At 73.6% G+C, this 21,639-nt stretch carries 2 protein-coding genes (1 of these 2 running past the window's edge); both read left to right on the top strand.

Annotated elements, in window-relative coordinates; genetic code table 11:
• Positions 1–101 precede the first annotated feature (101 nt).
• A complete protein-coding gene (locus SMD11_RS08265) occupies positions 102–14,822 on the top strand; it encodes a type I polyketide synthase (protein WP_087925821.1) in 14,721 nt (4,906 codons plus the stop codon).
• 38 nt (positions 14,823–14,860) lie between these two features.
• On the top strand, positions 14,861–21,639 hold the 5' portion of the coding sequence (locus SMD11_RS36285) for a type I polyketide synthase (protein WP_234365965.1). 11,038 nt of this gene lie beyond the right edge of the window; 6,779 of the gene's 17,817 nt are visible here — the first part of the coding sequence; the start codon lies at positions 14,861–14,863; its stop codon lies beyond the right edge, outside the window.

Genomic DNA, 21,639 nt, shown 5'->3' with positions numbered 1-21,639 from the left:
GCGAGACCACGGGCCGGCCCGGCCCCACGAGACGAGCGAGAACCCGCGAACAAGCGAGAACCCGCGAGACCGCGAGAAACCGCGAGAGGTAACAGCCCAGAATGAGTTCTTCCGACGCACGCATCATCGAGGCGCTCCGCGCTTCCATGAAGGAGACCGAGCGGCTGCGCGAGCAGAACCGGAAGCTGACCGCGGAGGCCCACGAGCCGATCGCGATCGTGGGCATGAGCTGCCGCTTCCCCGGCGGCGTCCGCTCGCCCGAGGACCTGTGGGACCTCGTCGCCACGGGCGGTGACGCCATCGGCGGCTTCCCCACCGACCGCGGCTGGGACCTCGACGGGCTGTACCACCCCGACCCCGACCACCAGGGCACCACCTACACCCGCTCCGGCGGCTTCCTCGACGACGCCACGGCCTTCGACCCGGCCCTGTTCGGCATCTCGCCCCGCGAGGCGCTGGCCATGGACCCCCAGCACCGGCTGCTCCTCGAAGCCACCTGGGAGGCGTTCGAGCGGGCGGGCATCAGCCCGGACGCCGCCCGCGGCAGCCGCACGGGTGTCTTCGCGGGCGTGATGTACCACGACTACATCTCCGTGCTGGAGCAGACCTCCGAGCAGGTCGAGGGCTTCATGGGCACCGGCGGCAGCATCGCCTCCGGCCGCGTCGCCTACACCTTCGGTCTTGAGGGCCCGGCGGTCACGGTCGACACCGCGTGCTCGTCCTCGCTGGTCGCCCTGCACTGGGCGATCCAGGCCCTGCGCCGGGGCGAGTGCGACATGGCCCTCGCCGGTGGCGTCACCGTCATGGCCACCCCCGAGACGTTCGTCGACTTCTCGCGGCAGCGGGGCCTGGCGGAGGACGGCCGCTGCAAGGCGTTCGGTGCCGGCGCGGACGGCACGGGCTGGGGCGAGGGCGTCGGCATGCTCCTCGTCGAGCGGCTCTCCGACGCCCGTCGCAAGGGCCACCGGGTGCTGGCCGTGGTCCGTGGCTCGGCGATCAACCAGGACGGCGCCAGCAACGGTCTGACGGCGCCCAACGGCCCGTCGCAGCAGCGCGTCATCCGCCAGGCCCTCGCCGGCGCCCGCCTGTCCGCGGACCAGATCGACGCGGTCGAGGCGCACGGCACGGGCACGGTCCTCGGCGACCCGATCGAGGCGCAGGCGCTCCTCGCCACGTACGGCCAGGAGCGCGCGGCCGGCCGGCCGCTGTGGCTCGGTTCGCTGAAGTCGAACATCGGGCACGCGCAGGCTGCCGCCGGTGTCGGCGGGATCATCAAGATGGTCATGGCGATGCGGGCCGGCGTCCTGCCGAAGACCCTCCACGCCGACGAGCCGTCGCCGCACATCGACTGGACCGCCGGCGCGGTCGAACTCCTCACCGAGGCCCGCGAGTGGACGGCGGCCGAGGGCCGGCCGCGCCGCGCCGGTGTCTCGTCCTTCGGCATCAGCGGCACGAACGCGCACGTGATCGTCGAGCAGGCCCCGGCCGAGGAGACCGCCGAGGTCACCGCCGGGCGCACGCTGCCCGCCGTGCCGTGGCTGGTCTCGGGCAGGACGGCGGAGGCGCTGGACGCGCAGCTCGCGCGGGTGCGGGACGCCGCCGCCGGGCTCGACCCGGCGGACGTCGCCCTCACGCTGGCGACGGCGCGGGCGCGGTTCGAGCACCGGGCACTCCTGGTGGACGGCGTACCGGTGGCCTCGGGCCAGGCCTCCGAGGGCAGGCTGGCCGTCCTCTTCACCGGCCAGGGCGCGCAGCGGGCGGGCATGGGGCGCGAGCTGTACGCCGCGTTCCCGGTGTTCGCGAAGGCTTTCGACGCCGCGTGCGCGGCGCTGGGCCTGGACGCGGCCGTTCTGGACGACGCCGAGCTGCTGGCCCGTACGGAGCACACGCAGCCCGCGCTGTTCGCCGTCGAGGTCGCGCTGTACCGGCTCGTGGAGTCGTACGGCGTACTGCCGGACTTCGTCGCCGGTCACTCCGTCGGTGAGATCGCGGCGGCCCATGTGGCGGGTGTGTTCTCGCTGGAGGACGCGGCGAAGCTGGTCGCGGCCCGTGCCCATCTGATGCAGGCGCTGCCGTCCGGTGGTGCGATGGTGTCGCTGCGTGCGACCGAGGAAGAGGTTCGTGCGGTTCTGGTCGACGGTGTCGACGTCGCCGCGATCAACGGGCCGTCCTCCGTGGTGATTTCGGGTGGCGAGGCCGCTGTCGAGCAGGTGGCGGGGCACTTCGAGAAGTCCCGTCGCCTGAATGTCTCGCACGCGTTCCACTCCCACCGCATGGACGGGATGCTGGCGGAGTTCCGCGCCGTCGCGGAGTCGCTGACCTACGGCGTCCAGGTCGTCCCGGTCGTCTCGAACGTCACCGGCGCCCTGGCGGACGACCTGACCTCGCCGGAGTACTGGGTCCGGCACGTCCGTGAGGCGGTCCGTTTCGCCGACGGCGTCCGGACGCTGCACGCGGAGGGCGCGCGCACCTTCCTGGAACTCGGCCCCGACGGTGTGCTGTCGGCGATGGCGGAGGAATGCCTGGCCGATGCCGAGGGCGTGACGTTCGTCCCGGCGCTGAGCAAGGCGCGCCCCGAGCCGGGTTCGCTGGTCACGGCCCTGGGACGGCTGGACGTCGCCGGGTGCGCGGTGGACTGGTCCGCGTTCTTCGCCGGTACGGGCGCCCGCCGCGTCGACCTGCCGACGTACGCCTTCCAGCACCGCGACTACTGGCCGCGCGGCGGCCGCCCGGCCCTGGACGCCCCCGGCCTCGGCCTGGGCGCCGCCGGCCACGCGCTGCTGGGCGCGGCCGTGTCCCTCCCCGACTCGGACGGCGTCCTCCTGACCGGCCGGGTGTCGCTGCGTACGCACCCGTGGCTGGCCGATCACGTGGTGATGGGCAGCGTGCTGCTGCCGGGCACCGCCTTCGTGGAACTCGCCGTCCGCGCGGGCGACGAGGTCGGCTGCCCCGTCGTCGACGAACTGACCCTCGAAGCACCGCTGGTGCTCGGCGAGCAGGACGCCGCCGTCCAGCTGCGCGTCACCGTGGGCGAGCCCGACGGCGACGGCCGGCGCGGGCTGTCCGTCCACTCGCGCCCCGAGGGCGACGGTCTCTGGACGCGGCACGCGTCCGGCTTCCTGTCCGCCGCCGAGCCGGCCGGCACGGCCCCGGCGCAGGCCGCCTGGCCGCCGGCCGGTGCCGAGGCCGTGGACGTAGAGGGCCTGTACGCGGGCCTCGCGGCGACGGGTCTTGAGTACGGCCCCGCCTTCCAGGGCGTACGGGCCGCGTGGCGCAAGGGCGAGGAGCTCTTCGCCGAGGTGGCCCTGCCGGACGGTACGGACGTCACGTCGTACGGTCTGCACCCGGCGCTCTTCGACGCGGCACTGCACGTGAGCGCGGCGGCGGGGGCCGGAAACGGTCCGGCGCACGGGGCGGCCCACGGATCCTCCGGTGCCGAACTCCCCTTCGTGTGGCGTGGAGTGACGCTGAGGGCGGCGGGCGCGAGCGTGCTGCGGGTCAGCGTCTCGCCCTCGGACCAGGGCGCTGTGATCGAGCTGGCGGACGCCGCCGGCGTCGCAGTGGCGTCGGTGCAGTCGCTTGTGGTGCGGCCGGTGGCCGCCGATGAGCTGCGTGCGGCCGACCGGGGCACGCGGGATGCGCTGTTCCGGGTGGAGTGGGTGCCGGTTCAGGCGCAGGCCACGGATGTTCCGGTGGCGGTGCTGGGCCGGGATCACGAGGATCTGGCGGCGCTGGGCCGGAGTGCGGAGGAGGTGCCGGCGCTGGTCGCCGTTGCCGCTTCGGATGTTCGGGGTGTGCTGGGTCTGGTGCAGGGGTGGCTGGCGGAGGAGCGGTTCGCCGGGTCCCGTCTGGTGGTTGTGACCCGTGGTGCGGTGGTCGTTGCGGGTGACTCGGTGGTGGATCCGGATCAGGCCGCTGTGTGGGGTCTGGTGCGTTCGGCGCAGTCGGAGAACCCGGATCGTTTCGTGCTCCTCGATGCCGATCAGGAGCTGTCCGCTGACCTTCTGGCTCTTGTCGGTGACGAGCCGCAGGTTGCGGTGCGTGGGGGAGCGGTCTTCGCGCCGCGTCTGACGCGGGCGGCTGTCGCCGCCGGTGGCCCGGGTGTCTGGGCTGCCGAGGGCACGGTGCTGGTCACTGGTGGTACGGGTGCGCTGGGTGCGCTCGTGGCGCGTCATCTGGTGGCGGAGCACGGTGTGCGCAGTCTCCTGCTGACCAGCCGCCGTGGTCTCGACGCGCCCGGTGCCGCCGAGCTGCGTGACGAACTCGCCGCTCTTGGTGCCGAGGTGACCGTTGCCGCGTGCGACGTCGCCGACCGCGACGCGGTGGCGGCCCTGCTGGCGTCGCACACGATCGGCGCCGTCGTCCACACCGCCGGCCTCCTCGACGACGCCACCGTCGCCTCGCTCACCCCGGCGCGCATCGACGCGGCCTTCGGACCGAAGGCGGACGCGGCCCGGCACCTGCACGAACTGACGGCAGGCATGGGCCTGTCGGCGTTCGTCCTCTTCTCCTCCGCTGCCGGTGTCTTCGGCAACGCCGGTCAGGGCAACTACGCGGCCGCCAACGCCTACCTGGACGCCCTCGCTCAGGAGCGCGTCGCCGCGGGCCTCCCCGCCACCTCCCTCGCCTGGGGCCTCTGGGACAGCGGCGACGGCATGGGTGCGGCCGAGGCGGCCCACGCCTCCCGCACGGCACAGGACGGCTTCCCGGCCCTCGCGCCCCGGGACGGTCTCGCGCTGTTCGACGCCGCGGTGGCGTCCGGCGAGCCCGTGCTCGTACCGATACCGCTGGACCTCGCCGCCCTCCGCGCGAGCGCGACGACGAGCCCGCTCCCGGCGCTGCTGCGGGCCCTGGTCCGGGTACCGGTGCGGCGGGCCCGCGCCGGGCGCGCGGGCGAGTCGCTCCGCGGAAGGCTTCTGCCGCTGGCGGAGGACGAGCGCACGAGCCTCCTGCTGGGCCTCGTGCGCGACGAGGTCGCCGCAGTCCTCGGCCACGCGTCGGGCGCGGCGATCGAGCCCGAACGCGCCTTCACCGAGCTCGGCTTCGACTCCCTCACCGCGATCGAGCTGCGCAACCGGCTCAACACGGCCACGGGCCTGAAGCTCTCGGCGACCCTCGTCTTCGACCACCCGACCGCCTCCGCCGTGACCGGCCACCTGACGGACGAACTGCTGGGCGACCTCGCCGCGGCGGCGGAGACGGCCGCGCCGGGCGGGACGTCCGTACCGCTGGACGACGACCCGATCGCGATCGTCGGCATGGCCTGCCGCTACCCGGGCGGGGTGACCTCGCCCGAGGACTTGTGGGAGCTGGTCGCGGGTGGGCGGGACGGTGTCTCCGGGTTCCCGGTCAACCGTGGCTGGGATCTGGAGAACCTGTACGACCCGACGGGTGAGCGGCCCGGCTCCTCGTACACGCGTGAGGGCGGTTTCCTGCACGGCGCGGACGAGTTCGATCCGGCGTTCTTCGGGATCTCGCCGCGTGAGGCCATGGCGATGGACCCGCAGCAGCGTCTGCTGCTGGAGACCACGTGGGAGACGATCGAGCGGGCGGGCATCGAGCCGTCCGCGCTGCGCGGCAGCCGTACCGGTGTCTTCGCGGGCGTCATGTACCACGACTACGCGCTGGGCATGGACGCCATCGCCCCGGAAGGCGTCGACGGCTTCCTGGGCACGGGCACGGCCGGCAGCGTGGTCTCGGGCCGTGTGTCGTACCTGTTCGGGCTTGAGGGTCCGGCGGTGACGGTCGACACGGCGTGTTCGTCGTCGCTGGTCGCGCTGCACATGGCGGTGCAGGCGCTGCGGGCCGGTGAGTGCGACATGGCGCTCGCGGGTGGTGTGACCGTCATGTCGACACCGGCCGCCTTTGTCGATTTCTCGCGTCAGCGGGGGCTGTCGGCGGACGGCCGCTGCAAGGCCTTCGGCGCGGAGGCGGACGGCACGGGCTGGGCCGAGGGCGTGGGCATGCTGCTCGTCGAGCGGCTGTCGGACGCGCGCCGCAAGGGCCACCAGGTCCTGGGCATCGTGCGTGGTTCGGCGATCAACCAGGACGGTGCCAGCAACGGTCTGACGGCGCCGAACGGTCCGTCGCAGCAGCGGGTGATCCGGCAGGCCCTGGCCTCGGCCGGTCTGTCCGCCGCTCAGATCGACGTGGTCGAGGCGCACGGTACGGGTACGACGCTGGGTGACCCGATCGAGGCGCAGGCGTTGCTGGCCACGTACGGTCAGGAGCGGGCCGGGGACGAGCCGCTGTGGCTCGGCTCCCTGAAGTCGAACATCGGCCACGCGCAGGCGGCTGCTGGTGTCGGCGGCATCATCAAGATGCTCATGGCCATGCGCCACGGGGTCCTGCCGAAGACGCTGCACGCCGACACGCCCACGGACCAGGTGAATTGGGCCGATGGTGCTGTCGAGCTGCTGACCGAGGCGCGGGAGTGGGCGACGGTCGACGGGCGTCCGCGTCGTGCGGGTATCTCGTCGTTCGGGTTCAGCGGTACGAACGCGCATGTGATCGTGGAGCAGGCGCTGGTGGAGGCCGAGGCAGAGGCCGTTGCCGGTGCTGCTGTCGAGCTGCCGGTGGTGCCGTGGGTGCTGTCGGCGAAGTCGCCTGAGGCGCTGGACGCGCAGGTCGCCCAGGTTGTGGGCGCTGCTGGTGATCTGGACCCGGTGGGTGTCGGCTTCACACTGGCCACGACCCGCGCGCAGTTCGAGCACAGGGCCGTGGTGGTTGAGGGGCAGACGGTCAAGAGCCGGGTGCTCGGCGGCAAGGTCGCCGCGCTCTTCACCGGTCAGGGTGCCCAGCGGGCCGGTATGGGCCGTGATCTCTATGCCGCCTACCCGGTGTTCGCCGCCGCCTTCGACGCGGCGTGTGCGGCGCTGGGCCTGGACGCGGCTGTTCTGGACGATGCCGAAGCACTGGCCCGTACCGAGAACACGCAGCCCGCTCTGTTCGCGGTCGAGGTCGCGCTCTACCGTCTCGTCGAATCCTGGGGTGTCCGCCCCGACTTCCTCGCCGGTCACTCGATTGGTGAGATTGCTGCTGCGCATGTGGCGGGTGTGTTCTCGCTGGAAGACGCGGCGAAGCTTGTAGCGGCCCGTGCTGCCCTGATGCAGGCGCTGCCAGCGGGTGGCGCGATGGTTTCCCTGCGCGCGACCGAGGCCGAGGTTCGTGCGGTTCTGGTCGACGGTGTCGACATCGCGGCGATCAACGGCCCGTCGTCCGTGGTGATCTCGGGTGACGAGGCTGCGGTCGAGCAGGTGGCAGGCCGCTTCGAGAAGTCCCGCCGCCTCAACGTCTCGCACGCCTTCCACTCCCACCGCATGGACGGGATGCTGGAGGACTTCCGCGCGGTGGCCGAGTCGCTGACCTACAGCGCCCCGACTGTCCCGGTCGTCTCCAACGTCACCGGGGCCGTTGCCGATGACCTGACCTCGCCCGAGTACTGGGTGCGTCACGTCCGTGAGGCGGTCCGTTTCGCCGACGGTGTTCGTAGGCTCCACGCCGAAGGCGTGCGTACGTTCCTGGAACTGGGCCCCGATGGCGTCCTGTCGGCGATGGCGCAGGAGTGCCTGGCCGACGCCGACGCGGACGACATCGCCTTCGTCCCCGCCCTCCGTAAGGACCGCCCGGAGCCGACCTCCCTGGTCACCGCTCTCGGCCGTCTCCACATCACCGGCGCCCGCGTCGACTGGCCGGCCTTCTTCGCCGGCACCGGCGCCCGCCGCGTCGACCTGCCCACCTACCCCTTCCAGCGCCAGTCCTACTGGCTGGAGTCCGCGCCCCTCGGCAACGACGCGAGCGCCATGGGCCAGGGCTCGGCCGGACACGCCATCCTGAGTGCCGTCGTGGCGCTTCCCGACGGCTACGTGCTCACCGGCAGGCTGTCGCTGCGCACCCACCCGTGGCTGGCGGAGCACGTCGTGGCCGGTACGGCTCTGCTGCCGGGCGCCGCGTTCGTCGAGCTCGCCGTCCGCGCGGGTGACGAGGTGGGCTGCTCCACCGTCGACGAGCTCACGCTGCACGCGCCGCTCCCGCTCGCCGAGCGCGGCGGGGTCCAGCTGCGCGTCACCGTCGGGGAGCCCGACGGCGAGGGCCGGCGCGTCCTCGCCGTCCACTCGCGGCGCGAGGACGAGACCGAGCAGCGCTGGACGCGGCACGCGGACGGTCTCCTCTCGGCAGGTCCGGCCGCTGTCCACGCCGCAGACCTGGCTGTGTGGCCGCCCGTGGGTGCCGCGAGCGTCGACGTCGACACTCTGCGCGCCGACGGCTTCGCGGACATCGCCGCCGCTTGGCGCGCGGGCGACGACGTCCACGCCGAGGTGGCGCTGCCCGAGGGCACGGACGTCGCGTCGTACGGGCTCCACCCCGCCCTGCTCGACGCCGCGTTCCGGATCGCGGACATGAACGGTGCGTCCCCGTCCGGCGGCCCGGCCACGGCGTACGCGCTGCGCGGCGTGACGCTGCACGCCTCCGGCGCGGAGCGGCTCCGCGTACGGGTGCGCCCGTCGGCGACGGACGGCGTGTCGGTGACGGTCACCGACACGGCCGGGGCCCCTGTGGCCTCCGTCGACTCGCTCGTCCCGCGTGAGCTCTCCGCCGCCGAACTCGGCTCCGCGTCGCTGCCGGCCGACGCGCTCTTCCGCGTCGAGTGGAAGCAGCTCCCCACCCTTACGGCGCCGTCTCCGGCCGTCTCCTGGGCCATGCTCGGCGGCGAGGGCGACGCCGCTCTGTGCCGGCTCGACGGCGCGGGCGAGGCCGCGGGTGTCTTCGCCGGTCTGGCGGAGCTCCGTGAGGCGGCGGAGGTTCCCGGGTACGTACTCGCCGTCTGCCCGGCGGCCTCGCCCGAGCCGGCCCCCGGCGCGGTGCGGGACGCGGCTCACCGGGTCCTCGGCCTGGTGCAGGAGTGGCTGGCGGAGGAGCGGTTCGCCGACTCCCGGCTCGTGCTGGTCACACGGGGAGCCGTGTCCGTCGCCGGTACCGAAGGCGTCCAGGACCTGGCACAGGCCGCCGTCCGGGGCCTGGTGAAGTCCGCGCAGTCCGAGAACCCCGACCGGATCGTCCTCGTCGACGTCCCGGCCGCCGGCCTGCCCGTACTTCCCGCCTCCGTACCGGCCTGCGGCGAGGCGGAGCTCGCGGTCCGCGGTGACGCCCTGTGGGCGCCGCGCCTGGCGCGGGCCTCGGCCACCGCCGGGACCCGGCCGCGGTGGGACGCCGACGGCACGGTTCTGATCACCGGTGGTACGGGCGCTCTGGGCGCGCTCTTCGCCCGTCATCTGGTGGCCGAGCACGGTGTGCGTCACCTGCTGCTGACCAGCCGCCGTGGTCTCGACGCGCCCGGTGCCGCCGAGCTGCGCGACGAACTCGCCGCGCTCGGCGCCGAGGTGACCGTCACCGCTTGCGACGTCGCCGACCGCGACGCGCTCGCCGGGCTCCTCGCGTCCGTACCGGCCGGGCACCCGCTCACCGGAGTGGTCCACACCGCCGGTGTCCACGCCAACGGCCTGGTCACCGCGCTCTCGCCCGAGGACATCGACACGGTCTTCGGCCCCAAGGCCGACGCCGCCCTCAACCTCCACGAGCTGACCAAGGGCCTCGACCTCTCCGCGTTCGTCCTCTTCTCGTCCGTCGCCGGCGTCATGGGGTACCCCGGCCAGGGCAACTACGCCGCCGCCAACTCCCTTCTGGACACGCTGGCCCAGCAGCGACGGGCGGCCGGTCTGCCGGGGCTGTCGCTGGCGTGGGGCCTGTGGGCCGGGGCGAGCGGCATGGGCGCCGAGCTGTCCGCGGCCGACGTGGAGCGGATGAACCGTTCGGGGATGCCGCCGCTGTCCGTCGAGGAGGGGCTGGCCCTCTTCGACGCGGCGCAGAACCTGGACGACGGCCTGCTCGTGGGGTGCCGGCTCGACACGGCCGCCCTGGCCACGTCGCCGACCGCCCAGGTCACGCCGTTGCTCAGTGGGCTGGTGCGGGCGCGTACGCGGCGGGCTGCCGCGCGTTCGTCGGCGGCGGCCGAGGGGCTGCGGCAGCGGCTGGCGGGGCTGAGCGGGTCCGAGCGTGAGGAGGCGATCCTCGGTCTGATCCGGGCCGATGTGGCGGCTGTTCTGGGTCACTCCGGCCCCGAGGCCGTGGACCCGGAGCGGTCGTTCAAGGAGAGCGGTTTCGACTCCCTGACGGCTGTCGAGCTGCGGAACCGTCTCAACGCGGGGACGGGGTTGCGGCTGCCGGTGACGCTGGTGTTCGATTATCCGACGCCGCGTGTGCTGATGGAGTATGTGCGTGACGAGCTGGCCGGTGGCCTCGCCGCGCAGGCCGCCGCGTCCGCCGTACTGGTGAAGGCGGTGGACGACGACCCGATCGCGATCGTCGGCATGGCCTGCCGCTACCCGGGTGGCGTGACCTCCCCCGAGAGCCTGTGGGACCTGGTCCTCAACGGCCGGGACGGCGTGACCGGCTTCCCGACCGACCGCGGCTGGGACCTGGAGAACCTCTACGACCCGGAGCAGGGCCTGCCGGGCAAGAGCTACGTCCGTGAGGGCGGCTTCCTGCACGAGGCCGGTGACTTCGACCCGGCGTTCTTCGGGATCAGCCCGCGCGAGGCGCTCGCGATGGACCCGCAGCAGCGCCTGCTCCTGGAGACCACCTGGGAGACGATCGAGCGGGCCGGTATCGACCCGACGGCCCTGCGGGGCAGCCGTACCGGCGTCTACGCGGGTGTGGGCTACCACGACTACGGCACGCAGACCTTGGACGTTCCGGAGGATGTGGAGGCGTTCCTCGGTACCGGTACGTCCTCGGCCGTCGTCTCGGGCCGCGTGTCCTACGCCCTGGGCCTGGAGGGCCCGGCGGTGACGGTCGACACGGCGTGCTCGTCGTCGCTGGTCGCGCTGCACATGGCGGTTCAGGCCCTGCGCGGCGGTGAGTGCGACATGGCGCTCGCCGGTGGCGTGACCGTCATGTCGACACCGGGTGCGTTCATCGACTTCTCGCGCCAGCGGGGCCTCGCGGCGGACGGCCGTTGCAAGGCATTCGGTGCGGGTGCGGACGGCACGGGCTGGGCCGAGGGCGTGGGCATGCTGCTCGTCGAGCGGCTCTCCGACGCCCGCCGCAACGGCCACCAGGTCCTGGGCGTCGTACGCGGTACGGCGATCAACCAGGACGGCGCCAGCAACGGTCTGACGGCTCCCAACGGTCCGTCGCAGCAGCGGGTCATCCGCCAGGCGCTGGCCGTGGCCGGTCTGTCGCCTGCGGACGTCGACGCGGTCGAGGCGCACGGCACGGGCACGGTCCTCGGCGACCCGATCGAGGCCCAGGCGCTGCTCGCCACCTACGGTCAGGAGCGCGTCGGTGACCGGCCGCTGTGGCTCGGCTCGCTGAAGTCCAACATCGGGCACGCGCAGGCGGCAGCCGGTGTCGGCGGGATCATCAAGATGGTCATGGCGATGCGGGCCGGCGTCCTGCCGAAGACCCTCCACGCCGACGAGCCCACGGACCGGGTGGACTGGTCGGAAGGCGCGATCGAGCTCCTCACCGAGACACGTGACTGGCCGGAGGCGGGCCGCCCGCGCCGTGCGGGTGTGTCGTCCTTCGGTTTCAGCGGCACGAACGCGCACGTGGTCCTTGAGCAGGCCCCCGCGACGACGGCTCCCGAGGCCGGCGCCGACCGGAAGCTCCCCGCCGTACCGCTCCTCGTGAGCGCGAAGAGCGAGCAGGCACTGACCGCCCAGGTGTCCCGCGTCCGCGAGGCCGCGACGGGCCGCGAAGCGGTGGACCTCGGCTTCACGCTGGCTACGGCGCGGGCGCAGTTCGAGCACCGCGCCGTGGTGGTGGGTGAGCAGGTCGTCTCGGGCCGGGTGCTGGGCGGCAAGGTTGCCGCGCTGTTCACGGGTCAGGGTGCTCAGCGGGCGGGGATGGGGCGTGAGCTGTACGCGGCCTACCCGGTGTTCGCTGCTGCCTTCGACGCGGCGTGTGCGGCGCTGGGTCTGGACGCGGCCGTTCTGGAGAATGCGGAGTCGCTGGCTCGTACCGCGAACACGCAGCCTGCGCTGTTCGCTGTCGAGGTCGCCCTCTATCGCCTCGTCGAATCCTGGGGTGTCCGCCCCGACTTCCTCGCCGGTCACTCCATCGGTGAGATCGCGGCGGCGCATGTCGCTGGTGTGTTCTCGCTGGAGGATGCGGGCAAGCTCGTTGCCGCCCGTGCCGCGCTCATGCAGGCGCTGCCGTCCGGTGGCGCGATGGTGTCGCTGCGGGCGACCGAGGAAGAGGTGCGCGCGGTTCTGGCCGACGGTGTCGACATTGCCGCGATCAACGGGCCGTCCTCCGTGGTGATCTCGGGTGGCGAGGCCGCTGTCGAGCAGGTGGCGGGGAACTTCGAGAAGTCCCGCCGCCTGAATGTCTCGCACGCGTTCCACTCGCACCGTATGGACGGGATGCTGGCGGAGTTCCGTAAGATTGCCGAGTCCCTCACGTACACCGTGCCTTCGATCCCGGTCGTCTCCAACGTCACCGGCACCGTGGCCGATGACCTGACCTCCCCCGAGTACTGGGTCCGTCACGTCCGTGAGGCCGTCCGCTTCGCCGACGGCGTCCAGACCCTCCACGACCAGGGTGTCCGCACCTTCCTGGAACTCGGCCCCGACGGTGTGCTGTCCGCCATGGCCCAGGAATGCCTGCCGGAGACCGACGACATCGCCTTCGTCCCCGCCCTCCGCAAGGACCGCCCCGAACCGGCCGCCCTCGTCACCGCTCTCGGCCGTCTCCACCTCACCGGCGCCCGCGTCGACTGGCCGGCCTTCTTCGCAGGCACCGGCGCCCGTCTCACCGACCTCCCCACCTACCCCTTCCAGCACCAGCACTTCTGGCTGCTGCCGTCCGCCCCCGCCGTTCGTGGCGCCGTGGCCGGAGCCGAGTCCGGGCCCGACCCCCTGCGGTACCGCACCGTCTGGCAGCGGGTGGTCGAAGGTTCCGTGCGGACCCCGGGCGCCACGCACCTCGTCGTGCTCCCCGCCGACGGTGACCACCGCCCCTGGGCCGAGGCCTCCGCCGAGGCGCTGCGCAAGGCCGGGGCCCAGGTCGTCGAGCTCGTGGTCGACGACAACGCCCACGACCTCCCGCCGGTGGCCGACGCCCTGGCCGGCGCCGGTGTCGACGCCGCCTCCGTGACGGGCGTCCTGGCCTGGGTGCCTTCCGTGGCGCTCGTGCGGGCGCTCGACGCGGCCGGTGTCGCGGGCCGGCTGTGGTTCGCCACGCGGGGCGCGGTGTCCACGAGCGGTACGGACCCGGTCGCCGACCCCGTACGGGCGGCGGCGTGGGGGCTCGGCCGGGTGGCCGGGTTCGAGCTGGGGGAGCGCTGGGGTGGCGTCGTCGACGTGCCCGGCGCCGTGGACGACCGGACCGTCGCCCGTCTGGCGGCCGTGCTGGCCGGCGCGGTCGACGAGGACCAGGTGGCGGTACGCGACACCGGAGTGTTCGCCCCCCGCCTCCAGAACGTCACGGCCTCCGCGCAGGACGACGCCTGGATCCCCCGGGGCACCGTCCTGGTCACCGGCGACGACTGCGAGCTGCGGGCGCGCACCGCGCGTCTGCTGACCGAACGCGGCGCCGAGCGCGTCGTGTTCGCCGACACCCGCACCGGCGGCCGGCAGACGCTCGCCGAACTGCTGGAGGAGCTGTCCGGTGGCGCCGAGGGCTCCGCGCCCACCGCCGTGGTCCACGTGCCGGCCCTGCCCGCCGAGGCCCGCCTGTCCGACCTCGACCCCGCCGCGTACGAGGAGGAGCTGCGCGCGCACATCGACGCCGTCCTCACCGTGGACGAGCTGACCCGCGGCCTGGACCTCTCCGCGTTCGTGCTGTGCGGCTCCGCCGCCGGCACGATCGGCGGGCCGGGCCAGGCCGGAGCGGCCGCCCTGAGCGCCGTGTTCGACGCGCTCGCCCGGCGACGCCGGGCGGCGGGCCTGCCGGCGACCGCCATCGGCTGGGGCCCCTGGGCCGGTGAGGACGAGGACGCGGGCGTACTGCGCGGCCTCCCCGGATCCGTCCTCGGGACCGTCCTCACCCGCGCCTCGGCGGCGACCGCCGAAGCCGGCGTCTGCGTGGTCGACTTCGACTGGCCCGAGCTCCTCAAGGGCGTATCGGCCGCCGGAGCCCACCCGCTCTACCGCGAGCTCCCCGAGGTCCGGCGGACCGAGGCCGAGCGCGCCGAGGCCGCCGCGGCCGGTGCCGAGGCGCTCGTCGGACGGCTGGCGGAGCTGCCGGACACCGAGCAGTACGACGTGCTGCTCGACCTCGTACGCATCCAGGTCGCGGGCGTGCTCGGCCTCGCCGCGCCGGGCGACATCGAACCCGGGCGTCCCTTCCGGGACCTCGGATTCGACTCGCTCACCGCGGTGGAGCTGCGCACGCGCCTCCAGCGGGCCACGGGGCTCCGGCTCCCCGCGACGCTCGTCTTCGACCACCCCACGCCCGACGCCGTCGTCGCGCTGCTCCGCTCGGAGCTCGTACCCGACGCCATCGGCACGGAGCGGCTGCTGGCCGACCTCGACCGGCTCGAAGCCGTGATCTCGGCCATGGACGCGGCGGACCTGGCGGGGGCCCGGACCGCCGACCGCCTGCGCGCGCTCCTCGCCCGCTGCGCGGCCGCCACCGGCGCGCCCGCCTCCTTCCACGCGGCCGTCCCGGCCGCGGCCACCGCGTTCGACGCACCGGCATCACCCACCACCACGACCATCGACGACCAGCCCGAGGAGGTCGTCGCGGAAAAGCTCGAAGCCGCGACGGCCGACGAGATCTTCGCCTTTATCGACAACGAGTTGGGGCTCTCAGAATGACGAACACGAACCACCGCGACCCCTCGAAGGCTGAGTCGATGAACGACCAACAGAAGCTTCTCGACTACCTCAAGCGTGTCACCTCCGACCTGCACCAGACGCGCCAGCGCCTGAAGGACGTCGAGGCCGCCCACTCCGCGCAGGCCGCCGCGCTGTCCGAGCCCATCGCCATCGTCGGCATGGCGTGCCGCTTCCCGGGCGGGGTGGGCTCCCCGGAGGACCTGTGGAAGCTGGTCGCCGACGGTGCCGACGGCATCTCGCCGTTCCCCGAGGACCGCGGCTGGGACGTCGAGTCGCTGTACGACCCCACCGGCACCAAGCCCGGCACGTCCTTCACCCGCCACGGCGGGTTCCTGCACGAGGCCGCCGACTTCGACCCCGGCTTCTTCGGCATCAACCGCCGCGAGGCGCTGGCCATGGACCCCCAGCAGCGCCTGCTCCTGGAGGCGTCCTGGGAGGCCGTCGAGCGCGCCGGCATCGACATCGGGTCGCTGCGCGGCAGCCGCACCGGCGTCTTCGCGGGCATCGCCTACCACGACTACGCCACTGTCCTGGAGAACACCGAACCCGAGGGCATCGACGGCTACTTCGGCACGGGCACGTCCAGCAGCGTCGCCTCCGGCCGTATCTCCTACGTCTTCGGCCTCGAAGGCCCCGCCGTCACCATCGACACCGCCTGTTCGTCCTCGCTGGTGGGCCTCCACCTCGCGATCCAGACGCTGCGGTCCGGCGAGTGCGACCTCGCGCTGGCCGGTGGCGCCACGGTCATGGCGACGCCCGGTTCGTTCGTCGACTTCTCGCGCCAGGGCGGCCTCGCCCCGGACGGACGCTGCCGCTCGTTCGCGGACGGCGCCGACGGCACGGGCTGGGGCGAGGGCGTCGGCATGCTCCTCGTCGAGCGCCTGTCCGACGCCCGCCGCAACGGTCACCCGGTCCTCGCCGTGATCCGCGGCTCGGCCGTCAACCAGGACGGCGCCAGCAACGGCCTCACCGCCCCGAACGGGCCCTCCCAGCGCCGCGTGATCCGCCAGGCCCTCGCCGACGCCGGGCTGTCCGCCGTCGAGATCGACGCGGTCGAGGCGCACGGCACGGCCACCGTCCTGGGCGACCCGATCGAGGCCCAGGCCCTCCTCGCTACCTACGGCCAGAACCGGCCCGCCGGCCGCCCGCTCTGGCTCGGCTCCCTCAAGTCGAACATCGGCCACGCGCAGGCCGCCGCCGGCGTCGGCGGTGTGATCAAGATGGTCATGGCCATGCGCAACGGCGTGCTGCCCAGGACCCTCCACGTCGACCGGCCCACCGACCAGGTGGACTGGTCGGCCGGCGCGGTGGAACTCCTCACCGAGGCCCGGGAGTGGACGGCCGCCGACGGCCGCCCGCGGCGCGCGGGCATCTCGTCGTTCGGCTTCAGCGGTACGAACGCGCACGTCATCGTCGAGCAGGCGCCGGTGGAGGCCGAGGCCGCCGCCGGTGACGCCGTCGAGCTGCCGGTGGTGCCGTGGGTGCTCTCGGGCAAGACGCCCGAGGCGCTGGCCGCGCAGGTGGCTCAGGTCGTGGGCGCTGCCGCTGATCTCGACCCGGTGGGTGTCGGTTTCACGCTGGCGACGTCGCGCGCGCAGTTCGAGCACCGGGCCGTCCTGGTGGACGGCGCGCAGGTGGCCTCGGGCCAGGTCACCGAGGGGAAGCTGGCCGCGCTGTTCACCGGTCAGGGTGCTCAGCGGGCGGGGATGGGGCGTGAGCTGTACGCCGCCTACCCGGTCTTCGCCGCCGCCTTCGACGCGGCGTGTGCGGCGCTGGGCCTGGACGCGGCCGTTCTGGACGATGCGGAGTCGCTGGCTCGTACCGAGAACACACAGCCTGCGCTGTTCGCGGTCGAAGTCGCGCTCTACCGTCTGGTGGAGTCGTGGGGTGTTCGTCCGGACTTCGTCGCCGGTCATTCGATCGGTGAGATCGCGGCGGCGCACGTTGCCGGGGTGTTCTCGCTGGAGGACGCGGGCAAGCTTGTTGCCGCCCGTGCCGCGCTGATGCAGGCGCTGCCTGCCGGTGGTGCGATGGTGTCGCTGCGTGCGACCGAGGAAGAGGTGCGCGCGGTTCTGGTCGACGGTGTCGACATCGCGGCGATCAACGGCCCGTCCTCTGTGGTGATCTCGGGTGACGAGGACGCGGTCGAGCAGGTCGCCGGGCACTTCGAGAAGTCCCGTCGCCTGAACGTCTCGCACGCGTTCCACTCGCACCGCATGGACGGCATGCTGGCGGAGTTCCGCGCGGTGGCCGAGTCGCTGGCCTACAGCGTTCCGGCGATCCCTGTGGTCTCCAACGTCACTGGTGCTCTTGCCGACGAGCTCACCTCGCCCGCCTACTGGGTGCGTCACGTCCGTGAGGCCGTCCGCTTCGCCGACGGTGTCCGGACCCTCCACGACCAGGGTGTCCGTACCTTCCTGGAGCTCGGCCCGGACGGTGTCCTGTCCGCCATGGCTCAGGAGTGCCTGCCGGAGACCGACGACGTAGCCTTCGTCCCCGCCCTCCGCAAGGACCGCCCCGAACCGGCCGCCGTCGTCACCGCTCTCGGCCGTCTCCACATCACCGGTGCCCGCGTCGACTGGTCCGCCTTCTTCGCCGGCACCGGCGCCCGCCTCACCGACCTCCCCACCTACCCCTTCCAGCACCAGCGCTACTGGCCGCAGGGTTCGGTCCACGGCAAGGGCGTCTCCGGGCTGGGTCTCGGGTCGGCCAACCACCCGCTGCTCGGTGCCTCGGTCATGCTGGCCGGTTCGGGCGAATTCCTGTTCACGGGGCGGCTGTCGCTGCTCTCGCACCCCTGGCTGGCGGACCGTACGGTCCTCGGCGCCGTGGCCGTCCCGGAGTCGGCCTTCGTCGAGCTGGCCGTGCGCGCCGGTGACCAGGTCGGCTGCGACGTACTCGACGAACTGACGCTGGAGGCCCCGCTCGTCCTGCCCGAGCACGGCGGCGTCCACGTCCAGCTGACCGTCGAGGCGCCCGACGCGGACGGCCGCCGCCGGCTGAGCGTGTACTCGCGCCCGGAGGACGACGCAGACGAGCAGCGCTGGACCCGGCACGCCACCGGAGTGCTCGCCGTCGCCGCCGGGGCACCGGCCGCGGCCACCGGGCTGGAGACCTGGCCGCCGGCCGCCGCCGAGCCGGTCGGCGTCGCGAGCCTGTACGAGCGCGCGGCCGCCGCGGGCACGGAGTACGGGCCCGTCTTCCAGGGCGTGACGGGCGTCTGGCGGGACGGCGGCGACGTCTTCGCCGAGGTCGCCCTCGCCGAGGAACTGGGCGCGGACACCGGTGCGTACGGCATCCACCCGGCCGTCCTCGACGCGGCGTTCCAGGCGGTCGCGCTGACCTCCGCCGCGCCCGCCGGCGGGCCGGCCGTGGCGCACGCGCTGCGCGGCGTGACGCTGCACGCCTCCGGTGCCGCCCGGCTGCGGGTCAGGGTGCGCCCCTCCGCGACGGGCGACGTCTCCGTCCTGATCGCCGACGGCGCCGGGGCCCTCGTGGCCTCCGTCGACGCGCTCACCCCGCGCACGCTCACCACCGCCGACCTCGCGGCCTCCGCCGCCTATGTCGAATCGCTCTTCCGCCTGGAGTGGACCCCCCTCACGGCCGAGGCGCCGGGCGACCTGACCTGGGCCGTGCTCGGCGCCCACGTGCCGTACGAGCTCGTGGGCGCCGGAAGCGCGGCGACCGGCGCGTTCGCCGACCTCTCCGCGCTCGCGGACTCCGTCCGCTCCGGCGGCCTCCTCCCGGCCGTCGTGCTCGCCACCGCACCCGCCGTCGACGACGACGTCCACGCCGCGACGCACTGGGCCCTCGGGCTCGTCCAGGAGTGGCTGGCCGAACCCGCCTTCGGCACCTCCCGCCTGGTGATCGTCACGCGCGGGGGCATGTCCGTCACCGCCGACGAGACCGTCGCGGACCTGGGCCAGGCCGCCGTCTGGGGCCTCGTCCGCTCCGCGCAGACCGAGAACCCCGACCGCGTCGTGGTCGTCGACCTCGGCGCGGAAGCCGCGGCCGCCACGGGCGCCCACGCCCTGCCCGCCGCCGCGATCGCCTCCGACGAGCCGCAGACCGCCGTCCGCGGCGGCGCCGTGTACGTACCGCGCGTCGCCCGCGCGACCGTCCCCGACACCGAGCCGGCGGGCCACTGGGACACCGACGGCACGGTCCTGATCACCGGCGGCACGGGCGCGCTGGGCACCCTCGTGGCCCGGCACCTCGTGACCACGCACGGTGTGCGCAGCCTGCTGCTGACCAGCCGCCGCGGCCTCGACGCGCCCGGCGCCGCCGCACTGCGCGACGAACTGACCGCCCTCGGCGCCGAGGTGACCGTCGCCGCCTGCGACATCGCCGACCGCGACGCGCTGGCCGGACTGCTCGCGACCGTCCCGGCCGGGCACCCGCTCAAGGGCGTCGTCCACACCGCCGGTGTCATCGACGACGGCACCGTCGACGCGCTCACCCCGGCCCGCGTCGACGCCGTGTTCCGGCCGAAGGCCGACGCCGCGCTCGCCCTGCACGAGCTGACCGCGGACCTGGACCTGTCCGCGTTCGTCCTCTTCTCCTCCGCCTCCGGCACGTACGGCAGCCCGGGTCAGGGCAACTACGCCGCCGCCAACGCCTGCCTCGACGCGCTCGCGCAGAACCGGCGCGCCGCCGGGCTGCCCGGCGTCTCGATGGCCTGGGGCGCCTGGGCCGCCGCCGACGGCATGACCGGCACGCTCAGCGAGGTCGACATCAAACGCATGGCGCGCGACGGTGTCACGCTGCTGTCGGCCGAGGACGGCATGGCCCTCTTCGACGCGGCCCACGCCGCCGAGGACGCCCACACCCTCCCGATGCACTTCGACCCGTCGGTGCTCGCCCCGGTCGCCGAGGAGGTGCCGCACCTGCTGCGCGGCCTCGTGCACGTACCGCGCCGCCGCGTCGCGTCGGCCGGCACCGCGGTCGCCGACGCCCTGACGCGGCGCCTGGCCGCCCTGCGCGAGTCCGAGCGCGAGCGCGTGCTCCTGGAACTGGTCCGGACGAACGTGGCGGCGGTCCTCGGATACGCCGGGCCGGAGACCGTCGACTCCGAGCGCTCCTTCAAGGAGATCGGCTTCGACTCCCTCACGGCCGTCGAGCTCCGCAACCGCCTCAACACCGCCACCGGCCTCCGCCTGCCGGCCACGCTCGTCTTCGACTACCCGACGCCCCGCCTGCTGACGGAGTTCGTCGGTGAGGAACTGGCCGGCGGCCTCGCCGCACAGGCCGCCGCGTCCGCCGCGCCCGTCACGGTGCTCGACGACGACCCGATCGCGATCGTCGGCATGGCCTGCCGCTACCCCGGAGGCATCACCTCCCCCGAGAGCCTGTGGGACCTCGTCCTCGGTGGCCGGGACGGCGTGACCGGCTTCCCGACCGGCCGCGGCTGGGACATCGAGGGCCTCTACGACCCCGAGCCGGGCGTCCCCGGCAAGATCTACGCCCGTGAGGGCGGCTTCCTGCACGAGGCCGGTGACTTCGACCCGGGATTCTTCGGCATCTCGCCGCGCGAGGCACTGGCGATGGACCCGCAGCAGCGTCTGCTCCTGGAGACCACCTGGGAGGCCGTCGAGCGGGCCGGTATCGACCCGACGGCCCTTCGCGGCAGCCGTACCGGCGTCTACGCGGGCGTCGGTTACCACGACTACGGCACGCAGACGGCGAGCGTCCCGGAGGACGTCGAGGCGTTCCTCGGTACCGGCACGTCCTCGGCCGTCGTGTCCGGACGCGTCTCCTACGCCCTGGGCCTGGAGGGCCCGGCGGTGACGGTCGACACGGCCTGTTCGTCGTCGCTCGTCGCGCTGCACCTCGCGGTGCAGGCGCTGCGACAGGGCGAGTGCGACATGGCGCTCGCGGGTGGTGTGACCGTCATGTCGACGCCGGGCGCGTTTATTGATTTCTCGCGTCAGCGGGGGCTCGCTGCGGACGGTCGTTGCAAGGCGTTCGGTGCGGGTGCGGACGGGACCGGTTGGGCTGAGGGCGTCGGCATGCTGCTCGTGGAGCGGCTGTCCGATGCGCGCCGTAAGGGCCATCGGGTGCTGGGTGTCGTGCGTGGTTCGGCGATCAACCAGGACGGTGCGAGCAATGGTCTGACGGCGCCTAATGGTCCGTCGCAGCAGCGGGTGATCCGGCAGGCGCTGGCCACGGCCGGTCTGTCGGCTGCGGAGGTCGACGCGGTCGAGGCGCACGGTACGGGCACGGTGCTGGGTGACCCGATCGAGGCGCAGGCGCTGCTGGCCACGTACGGTCAGGAGCGGGCTGACGATCAGCCGCTGTGGCTGGGGTCGCTGAAGTCGAACATCGGGCACAGCCAGGCGGCTGCCGGTGTCGGCGGGATCATCAAGATGGTCATGGCGATCCGGGCCGGTGTGCTGCCGAAGACGCTGCACGCCGATGAGCCGTCGCCGCACATCGACTGGTCGGCGGGCGCGGTCGAGCTGCTGACCGAGGCGCGTGAGTGGCCGGAGGGTGAGCGTCCGCGTCGTGCGGGTGTGTCGTCGTTCGGGTTCAGCGGTACCAACGCGCACGTGATCGTCGAGCAGGCGCCGGTGGAGGCCGAGGCCGTTGCCGGTGCTGCTGTCGAGCTGCCGGTGGTGCCGTGGGTGCTGTCGGGCAAGACGGCGGAAGCCCTGGAGGCGCAGGTTGCCCAGGTTGTGGGCGCTGCTGCTGAGCTTGACCCGGTGGGTGTCGGTTTCACGCTGGCGACTGCGCGTGCGCAGTTCGAGCACCGGGCCGTGGTGGTGGGTGAGCAGACGGTCAAGGGTCGCGTGTTGGG

Origin of the sequence: Streptomyces albireticuli, assembly GCF_002192455.1 — a bacterium.
In the GTDB taxonomy this organism is placed as follows: domain Bacteria; phylum Actinomycetota; class Actinomycetes; order Streptomycetales; family Streptomycetaceae; genus Streptomyces; species Streptomyces albireticuli_B.
The sequence above is the reverse complement of the archived record's forward strand: the minus strand, read 5'-3'. Positions and strand labels throughout refer to the sequence as shown.